A 19408-nucleotide genomic window follows, 5' to 3' on the forward strand; every position below is an offset into this window, starting at 1 on the left:
GAAAGGACAGCGCACGCCGATCTCGGTCCGCCTCGAAACCTATGACCTACTGGCTTGTATTCCCCTGAAATTTCGTGACATCTTTTGTCGCCACAAATTTCCAGGAGTTCCTTCCATGACAATCCGCCGCCACGTGCTTGCGGGCATCGCCGCCGCCTTCGCCGTTCCCTTCGCCTTCTGCGCGCCCGCTCTCGCAACCGACCTGCCGGATCTCGGCGGTAAAACGGTCGTCGTCGTCACCGAGAACGCCTATCCGCCGCTGCAATTCGTCGACCCCCAGAGCGGCGAGGCCGTCGGCTGGGAATATGACGCCATGAACGAGATCGCCAAGCGGCTGAACTTCAAGGTCGAGTATCAGAACGTCAGCTGGGACGCGATGATCCAGGCGGTTTCCGACGGCCAATACCAGATCGGCATGACCGGCATCACCATCAAGGACGACCGCAAGGAGAAGGTGGATTTCTCCGATCCCTATATGCGCTCCCAGCAATTTATGCTGGTGCGCAGCGACGAGACGCGCTTTAACGACGCCAAGAACTTCGCCGCAGTCGAGAATGCACTGATCGGCGCCCAGCCGGGCACCTCGCCCTTCTATACGGCCGTCTATGAGATTCTCGACGGCAACGAGCAGAACCCGCGCATCAAACTGTTCGAGACATTCGGAGCCACCGTCCAGGCGCTCAGGGCCGGCGATGTCGACCTCGTGCTCACTGACAGCGTAGCCGCCAAGGGCTATGTCGACGCGTCGGAAGGCAAGCTGAAGGTGGTCGGAGAGCCGCTTGGGACCGAGGATTTCGGCTTCATCTTCCCGAAGGGCTCCGATCTCGTCGCCCCGGTCAATGCCGCCATCAAGGCGCTCAAGGAGGACGGCACCTTCGACGCGCTGAACAAGAAGTGGTTTCTCGACTACAAGATGGGCGGCTGATCGCTTGGCTCCGGTCAAATCATCCGGCACATCCGAGAAGGGCGATTATCCGTGGTGGTTGGTCGCCCTTCTCGTGATCGCCGCCCTTCTTGCTGCGGCGATCATCACCAACGACATATTCACCCAGGTTTTCACCGTCGTCCTCAAGGGCATAGGCGTGACCATCTTCGTCACGCTTACGGGATTTGCGCTGGCGACCGTGCTGGGCCTTGGCATCGCCCTGATGGCCCTTTCCGAGCACGTGGCGCTCCGGCAGGTCGCGCGCTTCTATACGGAGGTCGTCCGTGGCGTGCCGATCCTCGTCCTGCTCTTCTATATCGCCTTCGTCGGGGCGCCGGCGCTCGTGGTCGCCGCCAATTTCCTTGCGGCGCCGATCATTTCGGCGGGGTGGATGGAGCCGCTCGTCGTACGCGACATATCGCTGATGTGGCGGGCGATCATCGCGCTGATGATCGGCTATTCCGCCTTTATCGCAGAGGTCTTTCGCGCCGGCATTCAATCGGTCGACAAGGGGCAGGTCGAGGCCGCGATGGCGCTCGGGCTCTCGCGCTTTCAGCGCTTCCGCCTCGTAGTCTTTCCGCAGGCGATCCGCGTCATCCTGCCACCGCTCGGCAATGATTTCGTGGCGATGGTGAAGGATTCCTCGCTCGTCTCCGTGCTGGGCGTCGCCGACATCACTCAGATGGGAAAGATCTACGCCTCCGGCTCCTTCCGCTTTTTCGAGACCTATTCGATCGTCGCCTATGTCTACCTGATCCTGACGATCGGGCTGTCGCTTGCCCTGAGGGCGGTCGAGCGACGGCTGCGTCGGGCGGAGGCGCGGTAGCGGAGATTTCGAACGTGTTGTCTTGTGCGTCCGCTATGGCGCACAAGACCCTAGTTCGGGGATACTCTTGCATCTGCGCATCGAGCCTCCGAAAATCGGTTCCGATTTCGGGCCGATACGCTAAGCTCAAGCGCGTCGCGATCAAACGTGCTTGTACGATGCGCTTTGCGTCCTGCTGTTTGTGCATGTCGTTGCCCCAGAACCGCTGCACGGTTGGGCGACATGCATTCATGCATCAATGAATGCCCCCGGTCAGGGCCGGCGCCTTTGCGGCGAGGGCCGCACGCAGCTTCTCGAGCGCCCGCGTTTCGATCTGGCGCACGCGCTCCTTCGATATCCCGAGAGCGACCCCGAGCTCCTCGAGTGTCGCTCCGTCCTCCGACAGCCGCCGCGCGCGGATGATCTTCATCTCGCGCTCGCTGAGCTGGCCCAGCGCGCTGTGCAGCCAGCGGCGCGCGCGTTCGCCGTCGATCAACTCACTGACCTGCTCGTCGGGCAGCGGCGCATCGCTCGCAAGAAAATCGAGCCGCGCGCCGCCTTCCGCGTCGCCGTGCCCGACCGGTGCCTGCAGCGACGCGTCGTTGCCGGAAAGGCGCGCATCCATCGTCTGGACGTCGGCAAGGCTGACGCCGAGGGCGGCGGCGATCTCCTCGTGCATCGCCTGCGATGTAAGCTGGCGGTCTCCCTGGGCCAAACGTGCCCTCAGCCGGCGCAAGTTGAAAAACAGCGCCTTCTGCGCCGAGCTTGTGCCACCTCTGACGATCGACCAGTTGCGCAGGACATAATCCTGCATCGAGGCCCGGATCCACCAGGTGGCATAGGTGGAAAAGCGCACTTCCCTACTCGGTTCGAAGCGGGCGGCCGCCTCCAAGAGGCCGATATGCCCCTCCTGGACCAGGTCGCCCATCGGCAGACCAAAGCTGCGGAACTTCGCCGCCATTGCAACCACGAGACGCATATGCGACATGGCGATCTTGTTGCGCGCCTCCTGGTCGCGGTCGTATCGCCAGGCCTCCGCCAGCGCATGCTCTTCGTCTCGCTCCAGATAGGGGGCATCCATGGCAATCTTGATCAGACGCCGGTCTGCGGTAAGAGTCTTCATCGATTGCTCCGTATTGGCGCCGAACGCCACCGTGAACAGGGACCAAACGCCGGCTGCAGCGTTCGGCGATGACGGAAAAGGGTCACGACTTGACGAAGCAAGGGAGCGCCCTAAATCGAATACGAACCTGAAACGGTGAGAAATCACAGAGCCAGATCGCCCGGGCGTAGAACCGTCCCGGAAACGTCAAACGTACGCGGCGGCGAAAAGTTCCCTCGGACACACGATTTTTGATTGCAGCGGGCAATGCACTGCACGGTGACGTTCTTGTCGTGGACGCGCCGACAAGCGCCACGTGTCTTGACAGGCGCGCAAAGGTCGCTCCCGTGATCTGAATGCTGCCCCTCTCTGTCCTTACGGCGCCGAGCGTCCTTCAGAACGCATATCGGACGCTGGCCTTTGATGCGCTGAGCGGGCTCGTAGGAGACATGCAGTAGTAAGGGGCATCTTTGCGTTCGCCAGCCGCTGTGGCACCAAACAAGAAAGCCCGGCGCTAGGCCGGGCTTTCGGGTTAAGTCTTGGCAAGCTGAGTCTTGGGAACTTAGATCTTGGCAAGTGCGGGTCAGGGAGTTTCGCTCTCGTCAAGACGGGTGGGCGGCTCCCAAAGGGATCGTCGCCGATCCCAATGTTCAGGCGGCCTCGTCCTGGGTATCGTCCTCTTCGATGGCCTTGCCGCGCTTCGGTCCCTTGTTAAGGTTCGCCTCCACGAGGCGCACGGCTTCCGTTTCCGACATCTTGTTTACCGCCGCAATCTCGCGTGCCATGCGGTCCAGAGCGGCTTCATAGAGCTGGCGTTCGGAATAGGACTGTTCCGGCTGGTTTTCCGCGCGGTAAAGGTCGCGCACGACTTCCGCGATGGAAATCAGGTCGCCGGAGTTGATCTTGGCGTCGTATTCCTGGGCGCGCCGCGACCACATGGTCCGCTTCACGCGAGCCTTGCCCTGCACAACCTTCAACGCGCGATCGACGAAATCGGTCTCGGACAGTTTGCGCATCCCGATGCTGACGGCCTTTGCCACCGGCACCTTGAGACGCATCTTGTCCTTCTCGAAGTCGATGACAAAAAGCTCGAGCTTCATGCCCGCAACTTCCTGCTCCTCAATCGCAACGATCTGGCCAACGCCGTGGGCCGGATAAACGATCGATTCACCGGTCTTGAAGCCTTGGCGCGTTGAAGATTTCTTCTGCTGGGTCGTCATTCGTTTCAAACACTCCCTGTTGCGCACCGGCCTCAAGAGGCCGGGCCGGGTCGGTGAGGCCCGGATAGACGGGGATACCGCCGGGTGGGGTCCATCCTGGTCCGTCCGACGAACGCAAACAGCCACATACGCCGCAATCACAAGCAACGAAACGTTGCGTATTTGAAAGGTGCCGCGTTAATGGAGATCGTTTGCTTTCGTGCTGGTTTTCGGGCGCGCAAAAGCACCCTCTGTGGATCAGTGTGCGGAACCTATCACAAAAAACTGCCGAAATCAATAATTTGCTGCATAGCAACGATCAAGCCGCCACGCTCGCTCCCGCCACTGGGTGGTCAGGATTTCCCCAGATTTCGGTCCCTATATTTCAGCACCTTGGTCAGCCGCGACGAACGAAGCGACCGCCGGTCTCAGTCGCCTTGTCCCGGCTCGGGGGAGAAATACTGCTCGTATTTCCCTTCGACGCCGTCCATCTCCTTGGCCCCGGGCATCGGATCCCGCTTGACCGTGATGTTCGGCCATATCGTGGCAAAATCGGCGTTCAATTTCAACCACGTATCCAGGCCCGGCTCGGTGTCTGGCTTGATCGCGCCAGCGGGACATTCCGGTTCGCACACGCCGCAGTCGATGCATTCATCGGGGTGGATGACGAGGAAGTTCTCGCCTTCGTAGAAACAATCCACCGGGCAGACTTCCACACAGTCCGTATACTTGCAGCGAATGCAATTGTCGGTCACGACATACGTCATGAGGTACTCCAGCCAATGCTCACATTTGATGGCAGACGGCAATTGACGGTGATGCCCCGTCGTCCGCACATGCTAGAAATGTCCGGCGCGCATAGCTGCCGAAGCAGACCCGAATGCCACCCAACGTGGCTTGTGACGTAAAGGCTTTGGGCGTCCTTTGCAAGAATTATCCATGCGCGATTTGACGCGGAAAGGGCATGGTTTTCCGCAGTCGCCATGGTTTCGGATCGAGGCGTCCAAAAACCCCGGCCGACCAGGCAGGCCCAATTCGCCGTCTCCGGCGGGGGAGCGCGGCGGAGCTAATCCTCCTCGTCGAAACCGGGAATCAGGCGATCCGTTTCGCGGCGCTCCCGTTTCGTCGGCCGCCCGGCGCCGCGCTCGCGCGTCGCCTGCTCAAAGGGCGTCAGTCTCGGCGAGGCCGGCGGTGTCAGGTCCTCGTAAAGCAGCCGTGCCTCGTCATAGGGGCCTCGCCGTGTCCCCGGTAACAACACCCGCACAACGAGGTCGCGCCGATCGAGAGACAACTCGAGCGTGTCGCCCGCCTTGACCTGGGCAGAGGATTGCATTGCCCGCGTGCCGTTCACCGCCACATGCCCGGCTTCGATTGCCTTCTGCGCAAGCGAGCGTGACTTGATCAGCCGGGCGAAGAACAGCCATTTGTCGAGCCGCTGGCGTGCTGCGGGCGGGGACGCTGGCTGTTTCTCCATGGCATTGGCCTATTTCTTCAGCTGCTCCTTGAGAGCGGCGAGTTTCGCGAAAGGCGAATCCGGATCGAGCGGTTTTTCCCTGCGCGGCGGGCGCGCCTCGAACTTGGCGCCGCGATCGTGGCGATCTTGACGCTCCTTGCGCTGGCCGCTCGGCTTGCCGTCCTGTGCCTTTGCACGCGCCGGCCCGCCGCCCTTGCGGCCTCCCTCGCGACCGTCCGTCTGGCCATGGCGCTCGCCATGGCGTTGGCCGCCGCGGCGCTGATCTCCCTGATGGCGGCCGCCCCCGCGCTGGTTGTCCTGGCGCGTACCGGGACGCCAGAGGAGCACCGGCTTCGGCTCCGCCGGCTCTTCCGATTCGGCCGGTGCGGCCGCCCCTTCGCCCGCGGCATCCGCGGCAGGAGCATCCGCCGGCGCTTCTTCCGAGGCAGCCGTCGCCGCATCGGCGTCGGCTTCGCCCTGCTCCGGAGCGGTTTCGGCAGCGGGAACCGCTTCGGCCGTCGCACCGTCCTGGACCGCAAGGAAGCTTGCCGCCTCCTCTGCCGTCACGACGTCGGCCCGATAGCCGAGACCCTTCAGGATCTCCTCCATGTCGTCAGGCGTTGCCCCCAGGATGGAGAGCATCGAGGTCGTCGCCATGAAGCGGCGGCCGTCATAGGCGCCATCCGGACGCGGCGTCGTACCCGGCGCCCATTGCAGGAGCGGACGGATGAGGTCCGCAAGGCGTTCCAATATATCGATCCGGACCGCGCGCTTGCCGAGATAGCGGAAGCCCGCGAGCTTGTAGAATGTCCGCTCGAAGGACGGATCGGCGACGACCGAGGTGCGGCCGGCGGCGAGCATCGGGATCAATTCGCCATAGCCGGCCTTGTCGAGCCCGTCGTTCTTCAACGCCCAGAGCAGCGTGATCAGCTCCGCCGGTGCCGGCTTCAGGAGCGCCGGCAGGAAGATGTGATAGGCGCCGAAGCGGACGCCATATTTGCGGATCGAGGCGCGGCTTTCCTGATCGAGCGACTTCACTTCTTCCGCGACGTCGCGACGGAAGAGCACGCCGAGATTTTCGACGAGCTGGAAGGCTAACCCCTTGGCAAGACCTTCAAGATCTTCCGCGCGCGAAATATCGTCAAGCGGCTTGAGCACCGTGCTGATGTGATGGTTGACGAAGCGTTCGATCCGGGCCAGCACATGCTCGCGCGCATGGGCCTGGAGCTGCTCGTCGGCGAGCAGGATGACGCGGGGCCGCATGACGTGGTCGCTGGCGGAAAGCCGCGCGACGGGGTCTCCGAGCCACCGCACGAGGCCGTCCGAGGACAGCGCAAGGTCGCTGTTGCCGGCGGCGTGCAAACGGGCGGCGCGCGCCTCGTATTCCAGCGCCAGCGCCTTCTGGGCGGCGCCTTGGACTGCCTTCGCATCCGCCCCTTCGCCGGCGGCCAAGGTGAACCGGAATCCGGTTAGCTGACCCACATGGTGCCCCTCGACGAAGACATCCCCATTCACACTGATTTCTGCTTCCAGCATCGCATTCTCTCTCAGGCGCTTCATGAGCACAGATGTCCTGCGATCAACAAAGCGTTTCGTCAACCTTTCATGTAACGCGTCGGACAATCGATCTTCGATTTCCCGCGTCTTTTCTTGCCAGTGTGTCGGATCGGCAAGCCACCCGGGCCGGTTGGACACATAGGTCCACGTCCTGATCTGCGCAATTCGCGCCGAAAGTGTGTCAATCTCGCCGTCCGTGTGATCGGCGCGGCGAACCTGCTCGGCCATGAAGTCCTCATTGACCCGGCCGTCGCGGACAAGGTCCGCATAGATCGTCGAGATCAGGTCGGCATGCTGCGCCGGCGTGATGCGACGATAGTCCGGCAGTGCGCAGGCTTCCCACAGCTTCTCGACCCGCTCCGCCGTGGTTGCGACATCCGTCACCTCGGAATAGCGCGTCAGATGCTCCAGCGCCTGCTGGTCAACGGCCGGAAGCGCGCGAACAAGGCCGGAGACGGCGGGCGCCGCCTCGAGACTCATCTTCAGCGCCTTAAGCGAGGAGAAGTCTAGCGCCTTGGAACGCCATTGCAGCACCCGCACCGGGTCGAATTCATGCGATTCGATGCGATGGACGAGTTCGTCCTCGAATGGATCGACGCGTCCGGTCACGCCGAAGGATCCGTCACGGAGATGGCGGCCGGCGCGCCCGGCGACCTGGGCCAACTCCGCCGGGTTGAGGTTGCGGTACTGGTAACCGTCGAACTTGCGATCCTGGGCGAAGGCGACGTGATCGACGTCCAGATTGAGCCCCATGCCGATTGCGTCCGTCGCCACCAGATAGTCGACGTCCCCCTCCTGGTAGAGCTCGACCTGGGCATTGCGGGTGCGCGGCGAAAGCGCCCCGAGCACCACGGCGGCACCGCCGCGCTGGCGCCGGATGAGTTCGGCGATCGCATAGACCTCGTCGGCCGAAAAGGCGACGATCGCCGAGCGGTTCGGCAGCCGGGTGATTTTCTTGGAGCCGGCATAGAGAAGCTGCGACATGCGCGGCCGCTCGACGACTGTGATGCCGGGCAGGAGATGCTCCAGGATCGACCGCATGGTCGCGGCACCGAGGAGAAGCGTCTCGCCTCGACCACGCAGATGCAGGAGCCGATCGGTGAAGATGTGGCCCCGCTCCAGGTCGCCCGCGAGCTGCACCTCGTCGATCGCGACGAAGGACGCCGTCGTCTCGCGCGGCATGGCCTCCACCGTGCAGACCGAATAGCGGGCCTGATGCGGCGTGATCTTCTCCTCGCCGGTGATCAGCGCGACATTGTGATGGCCAACCTTCTCGACGAGACGAGTATAGACCTCGCGCGCAAGCAAACGCAGCGGCAGCCCGATCACGCCGCTGTCATGCGCCACCATGCGCTCGATCGCGTAGTGCGTCTTGCCGGTATTGGTAGGCCCGAGCACCGCGGTCACGCCGCGGCCGCTCAGGATCATGGATTGAAAGGACAAGGCATCGATCCCGGGCAGTATCAACGAGCCGGCGCGCCCTCGCGCCCCGGCGGGAAACAGATGCCCATGCGCAAGGCCAAACGCAAGGGGCGCGGGCGATTAAATGCGACAGTCTGCCTAGCCATATTTAGCGTCACCCTGCTGTGCCTGGACATCGACATTTGGAACAGTCGCGGAACGAATCGGCGACGAATCGACGACTCGCAACGATTCACTGTATGTTCACGGCTATATATGGACCGTCTTCGATGGACTCGCACGAGATGCTGAATCGGCGATGATCATAGGCGTACAATAGGCCGTTGACGGCAATTGTCTTCGTCGCGCGCCAGCAATCGCCGCCAAGGATTCCGAATCCAAGAGTCTGGAATGCCTGGAAAATTTTTCATCCGACTCGCGTCGAGACTCGAAAGATCGGGGAATGAGAATCGTTGCCCCGCGCCGTGAAAGCGATTGCGGTGCGCGGAGGAGAATCGCAGGCGGCCGGATTTTCCGCATTTGTTCGACACAAGATATAGATGGTCAGCTATCAGCCGTGGAGGGTCCGCGCTCGACTCACGATGACGCCGAAATCGCGCCGCGCTTGGGGTGCGCATCTAGGCGTGCATTGGCGACTGCGATGATCTTTCGCATGTCAGCGCCCAAGGCGAGGGTACCCAACGGACCGTTAGGACATGAAACTCAAGCAACGAGGCCAAGGCGATCCCTCAGCGCGCGATACTGCGCATCGGACGTATCCGCTAAAGCCCCGTCGCGCGACGATATGATATCGTCGAAAGGGATGGGCCCATAAAACTGCGAGAGCGTCAGATCGTGCCGTTCGCCGGCGATCCGATTGTAGAAGTGCATACCCTCGTCTGTCCGGGTCTTCAGAATTTCACCGCCGAAAATGTCCTGCACGACCAGTGCGGTAACGCCGCACTGCCCGCGCGCAGGGTTCTCAATGGAATATTTGCTGGAACTCGCCAGCGACCAGGCGTGCTCCAGCGCCTGACGGAGGGCGGATATCGAAGGATAGCTCCGCACCGCCCTCCTCCGCTCGATCAGGCGAAGTACTGTCCGCCATTGGCCGAGATCGTCGAACCGGTGATGAAACCCGCGTCGTCGGAAGCGAGGAACACGACGCAGCGCGCCACTTCCTCGGGCTCGCCCAGGCGACCGACGGGGATCTGCGGGATGATCCTTTCGTTGAGCACCTTTTCCGGCACGGCGCGCACCATCTCGGTGCCGATATAGCCCGGGCAAATCGCATTGACGGTGATGCCTTTCGCCGCGCCTTCCTGGGCCAGCGCTTTGGTGAAGCCGAGATCGCCGGCCTTGGCGGCCGAATAGTTTGCCTGGCCCATTTGTCCCTTCTGGCCGTTGATGGAGGAGATGTTGACGATCCGGCCAAAGCCGCGATCGCGCATTCCGGACCAGATCGGGTGCGTCATGTTGAAGAGCCCCGTCAGGTTGGTGTTGATGACCTCTCCCCATTGCTCCGGCGTCATCTTGTGGAACATCGCATCGCGCGTGATGCCAGCATTGTTGACGAGGATGTCGATAGGCCCGAGATCGACCTCCACCTTAGCGATACCGTCGACGCAAGCTTGATAGTTGGAAACGTCCCATTTGTAGACGGGAATGCCGGTTTCCTGCTTGAAGGCCTGGGCCTTTTCATCATTGCCGGCGTAGGTCGCGGCTACCTTGTAGCCCGCCGCCTGCAGCGCGACCGAAATCGCAGCGCCGATGCCGCGGGACCCGCCCGTCACCAATGCTACCCTGCTCATGTTCGCCTCCCATTCGGTTGATTGAAGTTCGCAATAGCATACTCATGTAGCCCGGGAGTCCCGGGCCACATGCACTCGACCCAATGCGGTGAATGCCCGCACGCGGCTGCCGGTTACATGCGTTCCACGCACATGGCTACCCCCATGCCGCCGCCGATGCAGAGTGTGGCCAGACCTTTGGAGACGCCGCGCCGCTTCATCTCGAAGAGCAGCGTGTTGAGGACGCGCGCGCCCGAGGCGCCGATCGGGTGGCCGATCGCGATCGCTCCGCCATTGACATTGACGATCGACGGATCCCAGCCAAGGTCCTTGTTGACGGCGCAGGCCTGCGCCGCGAAGGCCTCGTTCGCTTCCACGAGCTCGACGTCGCCGACGGACCAGCCGGCCTTCTCGAGCGCCTTGCGCGAGGCGGGGATTGGCCCGGTTCCCATGATCTGCGGGTCGACGCCGGCCGTCGCCCAGGAGACGATGCGGGCGAGCGGCTGGACGCCGCGCCTTTCGGCCTCCGCTTCCGTCATCAAGAGCGTCGCGGCAGCGCCGTCGTTGAGGCCCGAGGCATTGGCGGCCGTGACCGTGCCGTCCTTGTCGAAGGCGGGCCGCAGCTTTGCAACGGAATCGAGCGTGGCGCCGTGGCGGATGTATTCGTCCTGATCGACCGTGACGTCGCCCTTGCGGGTCTTCACGACAAAGGGGACGATTTCGTCGGCGAACCTTCCGGCCTTCTGGGCGGCCTCGGCCTTGTTCTGGGAGCGAAGCGCGAATTCGTCCTGCTCCTCGCGCGTCAGCTGCCATTTGCGCGCGACGTTCTCGGCGGTGATACCCATATGGTAGCCATAGAAGGCGTCGGTCAGGCCGTCCTTGATCATCGTGTCGATCATCTTGAAGTCGCCCATTTTCACACCGCCGCGAAGATGGGCGCAATGGGGCGCCATCGACATGGATTCCATGCCGCCGGCCACGATGATGTTTGCATCGCCGGTCGCAATCTGCTGCATGCCGAGCGCCACTGCCCTAAGGCCCGAACCGCAAAGCTGGTTCATACCCCAGGCGGTCTTCTCCTGCGGGACACCGGCCTTCATCGCCGCCTGGCGCGCCGGATTCTGCCCTTCGCCCGCGGGCAGCACCTGGCCGAGGATCACCTCGTCCACCTCCGCCGCCTCGACCCCGGCACGCTCGAGCACCGCCCTGATGACGGCTGCGCCGAGTTCATGGGCGGGCGTATTTCCGAAGGCGCCGTTGAAGGACCCGACGGCGGTACGGGCGGCACTGGCGATCACGATGGAGGGATTGCTCATGGGACGTTTCCTCTTCTAGCTTGGCCTCGCCGGCCAGACTGGCAAAGCCGCGAGCGCAAGTCAAACGGCTTGATGACCGATACAAAAGCTTCACGATTCTGAAGCTCCATCATATTTTTGCACCCGCGTCACCGCATTGCACAAAGAGATTGTCAGCAGCGCTCTTTTGCGGATACTCTGAAAAACACAATAAAGACGGGACCATGGGTAAGAGGAGACCCTGATGGCAAAGAGCGATGGCCAGATCGTTATCAAGAAATATGCCAACCGGCGACTCTACAACACCGGGACGAGCACTTACGTGACCTTGGACGACCTGGCCGTGATGGTGAAGCGGGGCGAGGACTTCATCGTCCAGGATGCCAAGTCCGGCGAGGACATAACCCATTCCGTGCTGACGCAGATCATTTTCGAGCAGGAGTCGAAGACCGGCAACACGCTCTTGCCGATCTCGTTCCTGCGCCAGTTGATCTCCTTCTACGGCGACCAGATGCAGATGGTCGTGCCGAGCTACCTCGAGCACTCGATGCAGGCCTTCACCGAGCAGCAGGCGCAGATGCGCGAGCAGATCAACAAGGCCTTCGGCGATACGCCGCTCGGCAAGAACCTGCAGGTGCCGCTGCAACTGGTCGAGGAACAGGTCCGGCGCAACACCGAAATGTTCCACCAGGCAATGCAGATGTTCTCCCCTTTCATGGCCGCCCCTCCGGCCAAGGAGACGAAGAAACCCGAGGCCAGGGACCTCGACGAGCTCAAGGAGCAGCTTCGCGCGCTTCAGACGAAGCTCGACAATCTGGGCTGAAATTCCCGCCTTTTTGGTAGCGCCGGCTATAGCGCCGCCCGTGCTTCGGGACGCACAAAGAGCGCTGTAAGTCTTTCACTCTGCGCAACGCGCTTTTCGAAGCCTCGTCCGATTTTCCGGCCCCCGCGGGCGGGGAGAGGTGGGCTGGCAGGCCGGATGGCCAGGGCACGGCCTGCATGATCCAACGCCACCACGCCTGGCTCATATAAGAAAAAAGGGCCGGCAATGCCGACCCTTCGAGCCTCATCCGCCAAGGACAACGCTTATGCGTTTTCCTTCGGCGTCAGAACCTGGCGACCGCGATACATGCCGGTCTTCAGGTCAATGTGGTGCGGACGGCGCAGTTCGCCGGAGTTCTTGTCTTCGATGTAGGTCGGAGCCTTGAGGGCGTCAGCGGAACGGCGCATGCCACGCTTGGACGGGCTCGTTTTTCTTTTCGGTACAGCCATTTCATTCTCCACTTATCGGGCAAAACACTGTTCAGCAGCCGAAAATGGCCGGGTCAAACAGATGTCGATCTCGGAATTTCGCGCGCTTATACATGGCCGACCGCCGTTTGACCAGTCCCCGCACGCAAATTTTCGAATCCACGCGGGCGGCGCGCCGGCGCAGTTTCAAAGAGCATCAGGCCTCGTCCTCGGGAACGATCCAGGGTTCGGCTTTCGCCGCCTCTTCCCATTTCCTGAAGGCGGGATGCGCCTTGACCGCCTCCATATAGGCAAGCGTCCCGGGATCCGTCACGAGTTCGTAGACGTCGAAACGGTTGACGACCGGTGCGAACATCGCGTCGGCCGCGGTGAAACGGCCGAACAGGAACGGCCCACCGGAGCGGGCGATCGCCTCGCGCCAGATCGCTTCGATCCGCGCGACGTCGGTCGCCACCCCTTCGGGAAGGGCGATGGCCTTGCGCGGCCTGCGGATGTTCATCGGGCATGCGCCGCGCAGCGCCCGGAAACCGGAGAGCATCTCCATCGAATAGCTGCGCGCGCGGGCGCGATCCTCCAGGACCTCCGGCCAGAGGCCCGCATCGAGATAAAGCTCCGCCACGTATTCGATGATCGCAAGCGACTCCCAGACCCGCACGTCGCCATGGTGCAGCACCGGCACACGTCCGGTCGGCGAAATCTCGCTGAAACGCGGGTTCCCCGCGGGAAAATCGAAGGGTATAACGACATCCTCGAACGGGACGCCGCAGGCCTCGAGCGCCAGCCAAGGCCTCAGCGACCAGGAGGAATAATTCTTGTTGCCGACGTAAAGCACGAGCTTGGCCATGGTCCTGTCTCCGTTCATCTTTTAGGGACAGCCTTGCCACATCAGCGGCACGAGGACCAATGAATTGCCTTCATCTCAATCATAAAGACATGTGATGTAGTCGCGGGACTGGCTGGCGCGGCGCTCGATCACCGCGGCAAGACGCCTGAGGCCCCGGCCGGGCTTGCCGGCATTGCGGTCGATCGGATTGGGCAGCGCAACGGCGAGCAGCGCCGCCTGTCGGCGCGAGAGCTTTGCCGCCGGAACGCCGAAGTAATGGCGCGCAGCCGCTTCGATGCCGTAGATCCCCTCGCCCCACTCGGCGACGTTCAGGTAGATCTCCATCAAGCGCCGCTTGCTCCAGACGAAGTCGGCGGCGATCGCCAGCGGCACTTCCAGCGCCTTGCGGACGAAGGAGCGGCCGTTCCAGAGATAGAGATTCTTGACCGTCTGCATCGGAATGGTGCTGGCGCCGCGCGTCTGCTCACCCTCGAGCGCATCCTCGACCACACCACGCATCTGCACCCAGTCCACACCCGTGTGCGCGCAGAACTGGCCATCCTCGGACATCATCACCGACTGCACGAGGATCGGCGCGATCTCTTCGAACTCGACCCATTGCCGGTCATATCCGCGCAGGAACACGAGGTCGCGCAGCATCAAGGTCGAAACCGGATGGATGAACTCGACGAGATACAGAAAGACCAGCAGATAAGGCAGTAAGAGGAGAAAGAGACCGAGACGGAGAAGGCGCCGCCCGGCGCGACGCAGGGCAGATCCTCGGCCGGCAGACATCTCGCCCTCCTCGCGCTTTTCCGAAATGATGTCCACGGCCTGGCTGTTCGACCCTCTGTTCATTTCCGTTTTCTTATTTCACGGAGGCCGAAAGTTGAACGGCCTTGTCGCAAAAGACAAGGGCTGGGCGCGCTCATCCCCGGCGAATGCGACGCGAAAGCCCGTTGAAAGCCGCTTCGGCCCGTGTCAAAGAGCCATTCATGACAGACGAGATACCATCCTTCGAGGCACGGCTGAAAAGCGATGCACAGGCGGTCGAGAGCCTGCTTGCCACCCTTCTCGGCTGCGCGCCGCTCGAAGACGAGATCACCCGCCCGGCGGTCCTGCTCGACGCCATGCGCCATGGCGTGCTCAATGGCGGAAAGCGGCTGCGCCCGTTCCTCGTCGCCGAAAGCGCCGCCCTTCTCGGTGGGGATGCCGGGGCGGCCTTGAGGGTCGGTGCGGCGCTCGAATGCGTGCACTGCTATTCACTCGTCCATGACGACCTGCCGGCTATGGATGACGACGAGCTGCGTCGCGGGCAGCCGACGGTGCACATCGCCTTCGACGAGGCGACCGCGATCCTTGCGGGCGACGGCCTGCTGACCTACGCCTTCGACATCATCGCCGCACCGGAAACGCCGCTGTCGGACCGGCAGAAGACGGCGCTTGTGCTTGCGCTTGCCCGCGCTTCCGGCCATGGCGGCATGGCCGGCGGCCAGGCGCTCGACCTTGCCGCCGAGAAGACGGCACCGGACGAGGCCGGCATCGTTACGCTGCAGGCGATGAAGACCGGCGCGCTCATCCGCTTCGCCTGCGAAGCCGGGGCGATCATCGCCGATGCGAGTTCAGACGATCGCCGGCGGCTTCGCGCCTTCGGCGAGAAGATCGGCCTCGCCTTCCAGCTTGCCGACGACCTGCTCGACCTGACAGCCGACGCCAAGGCGATGGGCAAGGCCACCGGGAAGGACGCCGCCCGCGGCAAGGGCACATTGGTTGCCCTCCACGGCCAGGCCTGGGCCGAGCGCGAACTCGAAAGACAGGTCAGTCAAGCGGAAGAGTTGCTGGCACCCTACGGCGCCCGCTCGTCCGTTCTCGCCGAGACCGCCCGGTTCATTGCCAATCGCAGGAGCTAGATCCACCCATGAGCAAATTCTGGTCGCCGATCGTGTCCAGGCTGAAGCCCTATGTTCCGGGCGAACAGCCGAGCATGGCCAACCTCGTCAAGCTCAACACCAATGAGAGCCCGTATGGGCCTTCGGAAAAGGCGCTGGAAGCCATCCGGGCTGCGGCGAGCGACGATATGAGGCTCTATCCGGATCCGGTCGCACTTGGCTTGAGACAGGCGATCGGCGAACGTTGCGGCGTCTCCGCCGACGAGGTCTTCGTCGGCAACGGTTCCGACGAAGTGCTGGCGCACGCCTTCGCCGCCCTTCTGAAGCACGATCAGCCGCTGCTCTATCCGGATATTTCCTACAGCTTCTATCCGACCTATGCGGGCCTCTTCGGCATCCACGCGGTCGAGGTACCGCTCAACGACGCCTTCCGCATCGACATCGCCGACTATCGCCGCCCCGCTGGCGCCATCATCCTTCCGAACCCCAATGCGCCGACCGGCATCGGCATGCCGCTTGCGGAAATCGAGCGACTGGTCGCCGAGCACCCCGACCAGCCAGTGGTGATCGACGAGGCCTATATCGACTTCGGCGGCGAGTCGGCGGTTGCGCTCGTACCGAAATACGAGAACCTGCTCGTGGTGCAGACCTTCTCGAAATCGCGCGCACTCGCGGGCTTGCGCGTCGGCTTCGCCATCGGCCAGCGGCCGCTTATCGAAGCGCTGGAGCGCGTCAAGGACAGTTTCAACTCCTACCCGCTCGGACGAGCCGCCCAGGCCGGCGCCATTGCCGCGATCAGGGACACGGATTGGTTCGAGGAAGCGCGCGGCAAGATCATTGCCACGAGGGCGGAACTCATCCGCGAACTGGAAATGCGCGGCTTCGAGGTCCTGCCGTCCCAGGCGAATTTCGTCTTTGCCCGCCATCCGGACCATGCCGGCCAGACACTCGCCGCGAAGCTGCGCGAGCGCGCCGTGATCGTCCGCCACTTCGCCAAACCGAGGATCGAGGATTTCCTGCGCATCACCATCGGCACGGACGCGGAATGCGCCAGGCTGATCACGGCACTCGACGAGATAGTTTGAGGCGATCGAGCTAGGCCGAGCAGGCGCGGAGTCGCCGCTCACCCTAACCCTCTTGCCGCTTGCGGAGAGAAGGACTGGTTGGCACAATGTCCCCGTTACAGACCCGCAGGCGGAGTGTGGATTGAAGCGGCGCCGCGGGTCTCCTTCGCCCCGCTTGCGGGGAGAAGGTGGCCGGCAGGCCGGATTAGGGGCAAACAGCGGGAAGTACGCGCCCTACTCTGCTGCAGCCTGGCCGCGGCCGAAACGCTTCTCGATATAGTCGGCGACGAGCAACTGGAATTCCTCGGCGATCTTCGGGCCGCGCAGCGTCATCGCCTTCTGGCCGTCGATGAAGACGGGCGCGGCCGGCGTCTCGCCGGTGCCGGGCAGCGAAATGCCGATATCGGCGTGCTTGCTTTCGCCGGGACCATTGACGATGCAACCCATGACGGCAACCTTCAGCGCCTCGACGCCCGGATATTTCTCGCGCCAGATCGGCATGCTCGCCCGGATATCCTCCTGGATCTTCTGCGCCAGTTCCTGGAAGACGGTGGAGGTCGTGCGGCCGCAGCCGGGACAGGCGGCGACGACGGGGATGAACTGGCGGAAGCCCATCACCTGCAGAAGTTCCTGCGCCACCTGAACCTCACGGGTGCGGTCGCCGCCGGGCTCCGGCGTCAGCGATATGCGGATCGTGTCGCCGATGCCCTGCTGCATCAGAATGCCGAGCGAGGCCGAGGAGGCGACGATGCCCTTGGTGCCCATGCCGGCTTCCGTGAGCCCGAGATGCAGCGCATGGTCGGAGCGGGCGGCAAGCATCGCATAGACGGCGATCAGGTCCTGCACACCCGAGACCTTGGCGGACAGGATGATGCGGTTGCGCGGCAGGCCGAGCTCTTCGGCGAGCTCGGCCGAGATGAGCGCCGACTGCACGATCGTCTCGCGCGTCACCTGCTGCGCCGTCAAGGGCGAGCCATTGGCCTTGTTCTCGTCCATCAACCGCGTCAAGAGCTCCTGATCGAGCGAACCCCAGTTCACCCCGATGCGCACCGGTTTGTCGTAGCGCATCGCCATTTCGATGATCTCGGCGAACTGCTTGTCCTTCTTGTCCTTGAAGCCGACATTGCCCGGATTGATGCGGTACTTCGCAAGCGCCTCGGCGCAGGCCGGATGGTCGGCAAGCAGCTTGTGGCCGATATAGTGGAAGTCGCCGACGAGCGGCACATCCATGCCGAGGCGCAACAGCCGCTCGCGAATCTTCGGCACCGCGGCGGCACTCTCGTCCCGGTCGACCGTGATGCGCACCAGTTCCGAGCCCGCCGTGTGGAGCGCCGCCACCTGGGCGACGGTCGCATCGACATCGGCCGTGTCCGTATTGGTCATCGATTGTACGACGACCGGCGCGCCGCCGCCGACGACCACGCCGCCGACATCGACGGCAACCGAGGCACGGCGCGGCTTTGGCTCGAAATCGAAGGCAGAAGACATGAAGGCCTCTTCTAGGTACTGCGCAGTTCCGGACGTATTGCTTTTCCTGGAATTGCTTTAGAGCCTTTCAGGTGGCGAAGGAAAACCCGCTTGTCAACGCCCACATCGCGCACTGACGGCGAATTGATGGCATGGCCGTTGTCATTGCCCCCGGCCGTGGTCGGCGTGGGAGGCGTGTCGCGACAGTAGGAGCACGACGACGAAGAGAGCCGGGATAGAGGTGACGATCACGGCGAATCCGCTGTACTCCGCTATGAAACCGATCAGCGACGGGGCGAAGAGCATGCCGGAATAACCCATGGTGGTCGCGACCGCGAGCCCGATGCCCGGCTGCAGGCCGGGCATGTTACCAGCGGCGGAGAAGGCGATCGGCACCATGTTGGAGATGCCGATGCCGGCAATGGCGAAGCCGAGGATCGCCAGCGCCGCATTAGGCGCCATCCCGGCAAGGATGAGGCCGACAAGCGCCGTCATGGTGCAGATGCGCAGCGTGCTTTTCGCGCCGAGACGGTCCCGCACATGGTCGCCGGCAAAGCGCATGATCGCCATCGTCGCCGAGAAGGCCGCGAAGCCGAAGCCGGAGAGCTCGATCGACGCGCCGAGTTCGTTCCGGAGATAGAGCGCGCCCCAGTCAAGCACCGCGCCCTCCGGCACCATCGAGAACAGCGCCATCAGGCCGATCAGCCAGGGCAGCGGCGTCGTTGGCAGGCTGAGTTTCTCCTTCGTCGCCGTCGGATGCGGCTTGTCGGCGAGAACCATGGGCCAGGCGACAGCGAGGATCGCCAGAGAGAGCAGGGTCACCGCGGCCGCGTGCGGCAGCACGCCCATCCGCGCCATCAGGAAGCCGCCGCTCCCGGCGCCGATCAGCCCGCCGAGGCTCCAATAGGCGTGGCAGGAGGACATGATCGCCCGCCGCATCGACTTCTCCACCTCGACCGCATTGGCGTTCATCGCCACGTCCATGGCGCCGACGAAGCCCCCGAGCAGGAACATGCCGACCGCGGCCGTCCAGACATTCGGCACCAGTGTCAGCAAAAGGAGCAGCGGCGAGAGAATGATCGCCGTGAGCTTCGCCACCTTTTCCGAACCGAGGCGGGCGATGAAGCCGCCGGCGATCGGCATCAGCACCAGCGAGCCGATACCGAACACCAGGATCAACAGGCCGAGCGCGCTTTCGCCAATGCCGAGCCGGTCCTTGAATTCGGGAATCTTCGGCGCCCAGCTTCCCGTGACGAAGCCGTTCATCAGGAAGAGAAGCGACACGGCGAACCGGTTTTTTGTCATATAGCCCTGGCGCATACCGGTCCGGGCACTGTCGGCATATTGGTCCATGGGATCAGCCTTCCTGCTGCCGGATCCGACCGGC

Annotated in this window: 18 protein-coding genes; 5 read left to right on the forward strand and 13 right to left on the reverse strand. The window is 63.1% G+C overall.

Annotated features, from left to right (window positions below):
* Positions 1-115: 115 nt before the first annotated feature.
* Both SJ05684_RS15735 and SJ05684_RS15740 read left to right on the forward strand, forming a co-directional pair.
* The gene (locus tag SJ05684_RS15735; RefSeq protein ID WP_034852782.1) at positions 116-925 is read left to right on the forward strand and encodes a basic amino acid ABC transporter substrate-binding protein; all 810 of its coding nucleotides are present in this window, start codon (positions 116-118) and stop codon (positions 923-925) included.
* Between the two features lie 4 nt (positions 926-929).
* A complete protein-coding gene (locus tag SJ05684_RS15740) occupies positions 930-1751 on the forward strand; it encodes an amino acid ABC transporter permease (RefSeq protein WP_034852780.1) in 822 nt (273 codons plus the stop codon).
* Between the two features lie 235 nt (positions 1752-1986).
* On the opposite strand, the gene SJ05684_RS15745 is transcribed toward SJ05684_RS15740, so the two are convergent.
* The 8 genes from SJ05684_RS15745 to SJ05684_RS15780 form a co-directional block, all read right to left on the reverse strand.
* Positions 1987-2853: an RNA polymerase factor sigma-32 gene (locus SJ05684_RS15745; RefSeq protein WP_034852778.1), complete on the reverse strand. Its 867-nt coding sequence runs from the start codon at positions 2851-2853 to the stop codon at positions 1987-1989.
* 629 nt (positions 2854-3482) lie between these two features.
* Positions 3483-4052: a CarD family transcriptional regulator gene (locus SJ05684_RS15750; protein ID WP_034852776.1), complete on the reverse strand. Its 570-nt coding sequence runs from the start codon at positions 4050-4052 to the stop codon at positions 3483-3485.
* Between the two features lie 407 nt (positions 4053-4459).
* Entirely contained in the window at positions 4460-4798 is a 339-nt protein-coding gene (gene fdxA / locus SJ05684_RS15755; protein WP_034852774.1) for a ferredoxin FdxA, read from the reverse strand.
* 299 nt (positions 4799-5097) lie between these two features.
* Positions 5098-5505, reverse strand: coding sequence for an RNA-binding S4 domain-containing protein (locus tag SJ05684_RS15760; RefSeq protein ID WP_034852772.1), 408 nt, complete (start codon positions 5503-5505; stop codon positions 5098-5100).
* A gap of 9 nt (positions 5506-5514) precedes the next feature.
* On the reverse strand, positions 5515-8469 hold the full coding sequence (locus SJ05684_RS15765) for a helicase-related protein (protein WP_034852864.1): 2955 nt from the start codon (positions 8467-8469) through the stop codon (positions 5515-5517).
* 696 nt (positions 8470-9165) lie between these two features.
* Positions 9166-9510 carry a YunG family protein gene (locus tag SJ05684_RS15770; protein WP_050979936.1) on the reverse strand — a complete coding sequence of 115 codons (345 nt, stop codon included), beginning with the start codon at positions 9508-9510 and terminating at the stop codon, positions 9166-9168.
* Between the two features lie 17 nt (positions 9511-9527).
* Positions 9528-10253, reverse strand: a complete 726-nt coding sequence (locus tag SJ05684_RS15775; RefSeq protein WP_034852771.1) for a beta-ketoacyl-ACP reductase — start codon at positions 10251-10253, stop codon at positions 9528-9530.
* A 113-nt stretch (positions 10254-10366) separates the two neighbouring features.
* On the reverse strand, positions 10367-11548 hold the full coding sequence (locus tag SJ05684_RS15780) for an acetyl-CoA C-acetyltransferase (RefSeq protein WP_034852769.1): 1182 nt from the start codon (positions 11546-11548) through the stop codon (positions 10367-10369).
* 223 nt (positions 11549-11771) lie between these two features.
* Between SJ05684_RS15780 and phaR the strand changes: the two genes are divergently transcribed.
* Complete coding sequence (gene phaR, locus SJ05684_RS15785) at positions 11772-12350, forward strand: polyhydroxyalkanoate synthesis repressor PhaR (protein ID WP_034852768.1); 579 nt, start codon at positions 11772-11774, stop codon at positions 12348-12350.
* Between the two features lie 263 nt (positions 12351-12613).
* On the opposite strand, the gene rpmF is transcribed toward phaR, so the two are convergent.
* The 3 genes from rpmF to mtgA form a co-directional block, all read right to left on the reverse strand.
* On the reverse strand, positions 12614-12799 hold the full coding sequence (gene rpmF / locus SJ05684_RS15790; RefSeq protein WP_003535764.1) for a 50S ribosomal protein L32: 186 nt from the start codon (positions 12797-12799) through the stop codon (positions 12614-12616).
* A 175-nt stretch (positions 12800-12974) separates the two neighbouring features.
* The gene (locus tag SJ05684_RS15795) at positions 12975-13622 is read right to left on the reverse strand and encodes a glutathione S-transferase family protein (RefSeq protein WP_034852766.1); all 648 of its coding nucleotides are present in this window, start codon (positions 13620-13622) and stop codon (positions 12975-12977) included.
* 75 nt (positions 13623-13697) lie between these two features.
* The gene (gene mtgA / locus SJ05684_RS15800; RefSeq protein WP_034852765.1) at positions 13698-14459 is read right to left on the reverse strand and encodes a monofunctional biosynthetic peptidoglycan transglycosylase; all 762 of its coding nucleotides are present in this window, start codon (positions 14457-14459) and stop codon (positions 13698-13700) included.
* A 137-nt stretch (positions 14460-14596) separates the two neighbouring features.
* Between mtgA and SJ05684_RS15805 the strand changes: the two genes are divergently transcribed.
* Both SJ05684_RS15805 and hisC read left to right on the forward strand, forming a co-directional pair.
* Positions 14597-15511, forward strand: coding sequence for a polyprenyl synthetase family protein (locus tag SJ05684_RS15805; RefSeq protein ID WP_034852860.1), 915 nt, complete (start codon positions 14597-14599; stop codon positions 15509-15511).
* 8 nt (positions 15512-15519) lie between these two features.
* Positions 15520-16575: a histidinol-phosphate transaminase gene (hisC, locus tag SJ05684_RS15810; RefSeq protein WP_034852764.1), complete on the forward strand. Its 1056-nt coding sequence runs from the start codon at positions 15520-15522 to the stop codon at positions 16573-16575.
* Between the two features lie 213 nt (positions 16576-16788).
* On the opposite strand, the gene ispG is transcribed toward hisC, so the two are convergent.
* Together ispG and SJ05684_RS15820 are read right to left on the reverse strand one after the other, a co-directional pair.
* On the reverse strand, positions 16789-18042 hold the full coding sequence (gene ispG / locus SJ05684_RS15815) for a flavodoxin-dependent (E)-4-hydroxy-3-methylbut-2-enyl-diphosphate synthase (protein ID WP_034852763.1): 1254 nt from the start codon (positions 18040-18042) through the stop codon (positions 16789-16791).
* A 141-nt stretch (positions 18043-18183) separates the two neighbouring features.
* Positions 18184-19374 carry an MFS transporter gene (locus SJ05684_RS15820; RefSeq protein ID WP_034852858.1) on the reverse strand — a complete coding sequence of 397 codons (1191 nt, stop codon included), beginning with the start codon at positions 19372-19374 and terminating at the stop codon, positions 18184-18186.
* Positions 19375-19408 lie beyond the last annotated feature (34 nt).

This window comes from Sinorhizobium sojae CCBAU 05684, from assembly GCF_002288525.1.
In the GTDB taxonomy this organism is placed as follows: Bacteria; Pseudomonadota; Alphaproteobacteria; order Rhizobiales; family Rhizobiaceae; genus Sinorhizobium; species Sinorhizobium sojae.